Consider the following 6,784-nt stretch of genomic DNA (forward strand, 5'->3'; position numbering starts at 1 on the left):
CCGCGTCAAAACCACCACAAAGGTGCCTGTCCCCTTTGTGGTGGAAATCTAGTCCTTAAACAGATAACCCACGCCGCGGACGGTGGTGATGTGTGCCGCGATCTGCGGACCCACCTTGGAGCGGATGCGTCGAATGTGCACGTCGACGGTGCGCGTGCCGCCGCAGTACTCAAAGCCCCACACGCGGTGCAGCAGCACTTCGCGGCTGTAGGCACGGTTGGGGTGCGTCGCCAAAAAGCTCAGCAGCGAGTACTCCATCAGCGTCAGGTCGATGGGCTCGTTATCGAGCGTTACCTGGTAGGTAGCCAGGTTGATCTCGAGGTTATCGATGTTGAGCACATCGTCGGCGGTGACGGTCTCCTCCTCGCCCATCAGGCGCTGTGCACGAGCCTTAAGCTCGTTGGGCGTCGCCGTGGGGCATACAAAGTCGGCATGCGCATGATTGGGCAGGCGCAGGGTGCCGAGCGCCTCGTCGTCGACGATCACCAACATGGGGACGCCGCCGCGATCGTCAAGCCACTTGGCAATCTGATCGATGCGGTCGCTGCGGATGCCATCGGAATCGAGGATCAGCAGGTCAAAGTCGTGCGCCGCGGTCGGCGAATCGGGGGTTGCCAGGCTCACCTCGACACCCAGGGTGGTCGTCAAGCTGCGGGCAAACTCGTGGAAGCGCGTCGTGCGCGCCATGAACAGGGCACTCTTTTCGGACATATCGGCCTCCAAAGAAATGAGCTCAATCGTACTGGAACAAGCCAGCGTGATTAGGAGTTCGCCAGGTAGTGCTTGATCTCCCACTCGGTGATCGTAGACTCAAACTTATGCCACTCGGCGCGCTTCTTTTTGAGGAAGAAGCTGTGGATGTGCTCGCCGAGGGCATCCTTCATAAACTGCGAGTCCTCAAAGACGTCGAGCGCCTCTTTGAGCGAGCGCGGCAGCGGCGTGTAGCCGGCCTCGAGCATCTGGCGGTCAGTAAGTTTGAGCGTCTCAGCCGTTGCCTCGGGCGGGAGTTCCAGCTTGCGCTCGATGCCGTCCAGACCAGCCGCCAGCGTGACGGCGTTGACCAGGTACGGATTGGCCATGGGGTCGGGGCTACGAAGCTCGATGCGCGTGGACAGCTGCTTGCCGGGCTTGTAGACCGGGATGCGGACCATGCTCGCGCGGTTGCGCAGGCCCCACGTGGCGTACTGCGGCACGGAGTCGCCGCCCGTGGTGATGCGCTTGTACGAGTTGACCGTGGGATTAGTGATAGCGCTGATCTCGCGCGCGTGCGCCAGGATGCCGGCCATGTAGTGCTTGGCGATATCGGAGAGGTGGTACTTCTCGTCGTCCTCGCCCCAAAAGACGTTGTTGCCGTCGTGGTCGAACAGCGACTGGCACAGGAACATAGCACTGCCATCCTCACCCGCCAACGGCTTGGGCATAAAGGAGGCGTGGCAACCGCTCTCGTAGGCCTGCTGCTTAATGATGAGCTTGGCCGTGGTGATGGCGTCGGACATGCTCAGGGCCTCGGCGTGGCGCAGGCTCATGCCGTGCTGCGAGCGGCCGGCGGCGTGAAAGGTGTACTCCACGGGCACGGACATCTTCTCGAGCGTGAGGACCGTGTTGCGGCGCAGGTCGCGAGCGGCGTCGCTTACCGAAAGATCGAAGTAGCCCACGTTGTCGAGCGGCTCGGGGGTGTGCTCGTCGGGGAAGTAGTAATACTCCAGCTCGGCGCCCACGTTGAGCAGGTAACCGGCCTTCTCGGCCTTGTAGAACATGCGGCGCAGGGCATCGCGCGGATCGCCGGCAAAGGGCTTGCGGTCGGGGGTGCACACGTCGCAGAACACGCGGGCAACGCCGTTATGGCTCGGACGCCACGGCAGGATCTGGAAGGTCGAAGCATCGGGGAACGCCAGCATATCGGCTTCCTCGGGCGTGGCAAAGCCCTCGATAGCGGAGCCGTCAAAGCCAATACCCTCCTCAAAAGCGACCTCGAGGTCCTCGGGGCTAATGGCAAAGTTCTTGAGGCGGCCGAGAATGTCGACAAACCACAGACGCACAAAGCGGATATCACGCTGTTCTACGGAGCGGAGTACGTAATCGATGTTCTGCTGGTTCATGTCGCTCCCCTTTCTTTCGGGCGGGTTTCGACTGGTCTATATCGCAGATACTATCGCAGAAAAATGTTTCCGCAGGGTTAAAGCGTATCAAGCGCTCAAAAAACGTGCGCGAACAGGCAGTTGCGAACGAATGGTTAGCGCAAGGTCGAAGCGCGGTGTTCGATGTGACCGGGGATCTCGATGCGCTTGGGGGCGAGCTTTGCGGCCTCGCCCACGGTGGTGGTAACAACGTCGATGCGCTCGGAAAGGCGCTCGACTACGCGCTCGGCAATGGTGAGGGTGTCCTGCGCGGCCGTGGTCACGCCACCAAAGAGCACATGGTTCCAGGGGTAGTCGTCAAACGTCGCGATCTTGAGCCCCGCCGGCAGCGAGGGTCCCAGCTGCGCTAGCGCCTCGGTCAGACGCAGGAAAACCAAGCCGTTGACAGCAATGAGGCCGAGCTTTTTACCTGCATAGCCGCGGATGGTCTCGTCCAGGCGGCCGACGCCCGTGGCGCCCCCGTCGGCCAGGGTGACGACCTCGCCGGCAAGGCCGCGGTGCAAAAGCTCGTCGGTAAAGGCCTCGGCGCGCTCTCGACGCACGGGGCTGTCGTCGCTTGCCTCGGTGAGCAGGCACAGGCGCTCGCTGCCAGCGGCGGTCAAGGCGTCTACCAGGCCGGCGACCAGCTCACGGTTGTTAGATGTCACCAGATCGACACCGCCGTCGGCAACGTCGCGGTCGAGCAGCACAACGGGCAGGCGCCCCGCGGCCGCGGCGATCGCCTTGTCGTTGCCTCCGCAGGTGTTGACGACCAGGCCGTCCACGTCAGCATCGATAAGTCTGGCGAGCGACTCGGCCTCCTTAGCGGGGTCGTTGCCGCTAATGGCCGTCATGAGCGAGCAGCCGCGCGCGGCGGCGCTGGCGGAAAGTCCTTCAAGCATGGCGCTCGAGAACGGGTTGGCGATGTCGGCCAGGATCACACCGATGAGGTTGGTACGCGAGCTGCGCAGATTGCGCGCGGCAGCACGTGGGCGATAGCCGGTGCGCTCGATGACCTCGGCGATGCGGGCGCGGGTCTCCTCGGTCATTTGCCCGGGACGGTTGTTGAGATAGCGCGAGACCGTGGCCGGGCTCACACCCGCCTCGGCGGCAATGTCCTTGATTCTCATCTGCGCCATGGCGCACCCCGTTTCCCAATTGTCAGCAGTCTGAGCCATTTTAGGCATTTTTTTAAAAATCTCGTTTGCAAAACGCTGTAGGTGAGTATACTACAACTCGAAACGAAACCGATTTCGTAAACCGATTTCGGCAAGCGTTGGCGCGGAGGTGCAAAGATGTGCCCTACCGTCTTGGCACCTCCGCGCCAACGCCATATCAAAGGTGTACGCACGAGCAAGAAGGAGCTGCGCGACCATGGGTAAAACGGTTCTTACCTTCGGCGAAATCATGATGAGGCTCTCGCCCAAAGATCATCTGCGCATTGAGCAGGCAACCGAGTTTGACGTCCGCTACGGTGGCGCCGAGGCCAACACCGCTCTTTCCCTAGCCTACCAAGGCGACAAGGCCGCTTACGTATCCGTTGTCCCGGCCAACCGCCTAGGCGAGTGCGCGCTGCGCTCGCTGAAGGCCTACGGCGTCGACACAACGCGCGTCGTGCGTCAGGGCGACCGTCTTGGCTCCTATGTGTTTGAGGTCGGCGCCTCGCAGCGCGGCAACGGCTGCGTCTACGACCGCAAGTTCTCTGCCATCAACATGGCCAAACGCGACGTCTTTGACTGGGACGAGATCCTCAAGGGCATCGATGTCTTCTATTTCTCCGGCGTGACCCCCGCCGTCTCCGATGAGATGGCCGCCGCCTGCAAGGAGGCACTCGCCGCCTGCCGCGCCAAGGGCATCACCACCGTGTGCGACGTGAACTATCGCGGCAAGATGTGGTCGCCCGAGAAGTCGCAGGCCACCATGAAGGAACTCCTGCCGCTCGTCGACATCTGCATCGCCAACGACGAGGATGCGCCCGCCGGCCTCGGCATGACCTGCGTCTCTGGTTCCCTTGCCCATGGCATCGAGGAGCGCGACACCTACGTCGAGATGGCCCGTCAGATCTGCGCCGAGTACGGCTGCAAAAAGGTCGCCTCGGTCGTCCGCAACATCTCCTGCGTCGAGCGCTCCATCTGGATGGGCATGCTCTTTGACGCCGAGAGCGGCGAGCACTGGTTCTCCCCTGCTCACGACGTGCACGTGCTCGAGGGCGTTGCCGCCGGCGACGCTTTCAACGCCGGCCTCGTCCATGCCCTCACCAACGACTTTGACCCGCAGGACGCCGTCAACTACGCGATTGCAGCGTCGATCCTCAAGCTCACCATCAAGGGCGATTCCAACTTGGTGACCGCAGACGAGATCGCAGCCGTGGCATCAGCCGCCGACGGTGGCACTCGCGTCGCACGCTAGTCCGTCTCCATTCCGCGGGCCGCAGCTTTCCAATCCCATACCCCTGCGGCCCGCTCCCCGATTCCTCCGGCCGGGCAAAACCACCAGTCCCATTCCGGTTTTGCCTGGCATTTCCTACATGACTGGTCGAGCAGCCGGTTTTGGAATTGCTTGAACCCCAAGCAGTGCCTCCGATAACCAATCCAAAATCGGCTCCTGACCAGCACATTTGGCAATCACGCGCCCATGCGCGCCACACATCGAAAGGAACATCATGTTCGATCAGTTCTACACCACGCTTGAGTCCCTGGGCATCGTGCCGGTCGTTGTGCTCGACAAGGTCGAGGACGCCGCTCCGCTCGCCCACGCCCTTATGGCAGCTGGCATGAAGTCCGCCGAGGTCACCTTCCGCACCGCCTGCGCCGCCGAGTGCATCGCCGCTATGGCCGAGGCCGAGCCCGAGATGTGCGTTGGCGCCGGCACTGTCCTGACCGTCGAGCAGGTTGAGCAGGCCCGCGCAGCCGGTGCCAAGTTCATCGTCTCCCCGGGTTACAACGAGGACGTCGTGAAGCACTGCATCGACATCGACCTGCCCGTCCTTCCCGGAACCGTGACCCCCTCCGAGGTCACCGCAGCCGAGAACCTGGGCCTCAAGGTCACCAAGTTCTTCCCCGCGTCCCAGTATGGCGGCCTGAACACCATCAAGGCCCTCGCCGCTCCGTTTGTCGGTCACCGCTTTATGCCTACCGGCGGCGTGAGCACCGCCAACGTCGAGGAGTACCTGAGCTCCTCCGCCATCATCGCCTGCGGTGGCACCTGGATGGTCAAGCCGGCCCTGTTTGCCGACGGCGACTTCTCCAAGGTCGAGCAGATCGCCCGCGAGGCCATGGACGTCGTCAAGAAGGTCCGCGGCTAGGTTTAGCTCTCTATCGTGAAAGGGGGCGTGCCCTAGACCTCGCCCCCTTTCTTTTAAAGCGGCTCGGAAGCGCGCCGTTTCCGTCACGGACAAGAACCGAAAACGTCTTGTATGCTGATAGAACGTAACGGAAGCGACACGCCCCCGAGCCGCTTTGCCTACTCGGTTGGCAACCGCGCTCAACTGAGCCACTTCGACAAAAGCCGAGCCACCAAAACAGCTGCGGCGCCGTCTGGAGGAATGGACTCTTGCTTCCGGTCTTTTCCTCCAAGCAGCGCCGCAGCTTTTTCGTGCCCCGATGTGCCCCGTCACTTGCGGTGGAATACGGACTGCCTACACCATCAGAGCCGCAAAACAATCCCTATTTCACCGCAACTAATGAAGGGGGCGAGTTAGATGGCCGAGTCTTTGGACAGCTCAAAATAGTCGGGATGCAAGGCGATAACCGGGCCCTGCTCCTCGGGCATCAGGTGCAGGTGCGTCTCTGCCAGATAGCTCGCCGTGTCGGTATCGCCCCCCTTAATGGCCTCGAGAATCCGGCGATGCTGCCGACGAATCGGCTCCCAATCCAGGTCCTGCGACACCATACGCAACCAGTTGTATCGCTCAAAATGCGTGTTGACGCTCTTCATCCAATCCCACAGCATGTGACGGCCAGCAATCTCAAAACACGTCTCATGGAACAGGTTGTCCAGGTCAAAGAAACGACGCGTTTCGCTATGGTCGAGCGACTCGGACTCGGCAAGAATCTGCTCGAGCCGATGCTTTTGCTCGGACGAAGCGGCCGAACAGCATTTTATGAGTACGCTTCTTTCGAGTTTCTCGCGCAAGAAACAGGCATTCTCGGCGTGTTCCATGCTGATCTTAGAGACGTAGGTGCCGCTCTTGGGACGCGTTTCCACCAGCTCTTGCTCGCGCAGGCGCACAAAGGACTCGCGAATGGGCGTGCGCCCGATCCCTGTCTCTTTTTCCAGACCAATTGCCGAAAGGCGCGTGCCGGGCCTGAGCTCGGCATAGATGATCTTGGAGCGCAGTGCGTTGTATGCCTGATCTTGCAGGCTCTGATTATGCTGGTGTTGTTCCATAAAGCCCTCGGATGAAGCTCACGGTTTGTCGAATTTCACCACGTAATACTATCGCATCGACACGCCCCAGCTCCCAATCAGTCTTTTTGGGACGGGGCTCTTTTAGCTACCCTGGCCCGCAGATCGGCCCCCTTGCCACAAAAGTGGCCCATCTACTACGTTAACACGGATAGCCTCGGCCATACCGAAAACCGTGAAAACAAAACCGACGCTCCTATAAGTTGTCAAGAGGCAGTTTGCGGGAGCGCTCTCTCCAATTCGCACAGGAGCTCGTAATA

6 protein-coding genes are annotated in these 6,784 nt (G+C 61.3%); 2 read left to right on the top strand and 4 right to left on the bottom strand.

Annotation, left to right across the window (positions count from 1 at the left end; genetic code table 11):
• Positions 1-48: 48 nt before the first annotated feature.
• The 3 genes from PMX60_RS03950 to PMX60_RS03960 form a co-directional block, all read right to left on the bottom strand.
• Positions 49-711 (bottom strand): response regulator transcription factor, encoded by a 663-nt coding sequence (locus tag PMX60_RS03950; protein WP_006234733.1) that lies wholly within the window; start codon positions 709-711, stop codon positions 49-51.
• Positions 712-761: 50 nt separating this feature from the next.
• On the bottom strand, positions 762-2,099 hold the full coding sequence (locus PMX60_RS03955) for a glutamine synthetase family protein (RefSeq protein WP_271746966.1): 1,338 nt from the start codon (positions 2,097-2,099) through the stop codon (positions 762-764).
• Between the two features lie 134 nt (positions 2,100-2,233).
• Positions 2,234-3,256 (bottom strand): LacI family DNA-binding transcriptional regulator, encoded by a 1,023-nt coding sequence (locus PMX60_RS03960; RefSeq protein ID WP_271746967.1) that lies wholly within the window; start codon positions 3,254-3,256, stop codon positions 2,234-2,236.
• A 235-nt stretch (positions 3,257-3,491) separates the two neighbouring features.
• On the opposite strand from PMX60_RS03960, the gene PMX60_RS03965 reads away from it, so the two are divergent.
• Both PMX60_RS03965 and eda read left to right on the top strand, forming a co-directional pair.
• Entirely contained in the window at positions 3,492-4,526 is a 1,035-nt protein-coding gene (locus tag PMX60_RS03965) for a sugar kinase (protein WP_271746968.1), read from the top strand.
• A 253-nt stretch (positions 4,527-4,779) separates the two neighbouring features.
• Positions 4,780-5,421, top strand: coding sequence for a bifunctional 4-hydroxy-2-oxoglutarate aldolase/2-dehydro-3-deoxy-phosphogluconate aldolase (gene eda, locus PMX60_RS03970; protein WP_055286010.1), 642 nt, complete (start codon positions 4,780-4,782; stop codon positions 5,419-5,421).
• 392 nt (positions 5,422-5,813) lie between these two features.
• On the opposite strand, the gene PMX60_RS03975 is transcribed toward eda, so the two are convergent.
• Positions 5,814-6,506, bottom strand: coding sequence for a GntR family transcriptional regulator (locus PMX60_RS03975; RefSeq protein ID WP_271746969.1), 693 nt, complete (start codon positions 6,504-6,506; stop codon positions 5,814-5,816).
• Between the last annotated feature and the right edge of the window lie 278 nt (positions 6,507-6,784).

Source organism: Collinsella aerofaciens (assembly GCF_028206995.1).
GTDB lineage: Bacteria > Actinomycetota > Coriobacteriia > Coriobacteriales > Coriobacteriaceae > Collinsella > Collinsella aerofaciens_AQ.

Bases quoted from the DNA above. Each gene is read 5' to 3' on its own strand.
- PMX60_RS03950 (WP_006234733.1), bottom strand. From the start codon at position 711: ATGTCCGAAAAGAGTGCCCTGTTCATGGCGCGCACGACGCGCTTCCAC.
- PMX60_RS03955 (WP_271746966.1), bottom strand. From the start codon at position 2,099: ATGAACCAGCAGAACATCGATTACGTACTCCGCTCCGTAGAACAGCGT.
- PMX60_RS03960 (WP_271746967.1), bottom strand. From the start codon at position 3,256: ATGGCGCAGATGAGAATCAAGGACATTGCCGCCGAGGCGGGTGTGAGC.
- PMX60_RS03965 (WP_271746968.1), top strand. From the start codon at position 3,492: ATGGGTAAAACGGTTCTTACCTTCGGCGAAATCATGATGAGGCTCTCG.
- eda (WP_055286010.1), top strand. From the start codon at position 4,780: ATGTTCGATCAGTTCTACACCACGCTTGAGTCCCTGGGCATCGTGCCG.
- PMX60_RS03975 (WP_271746969.1), bottom strand. From the start codon at position 6,506: ATGGAACAACACCAGCATAATCAGAGCCTGCAAGATCAGGCATACAAC.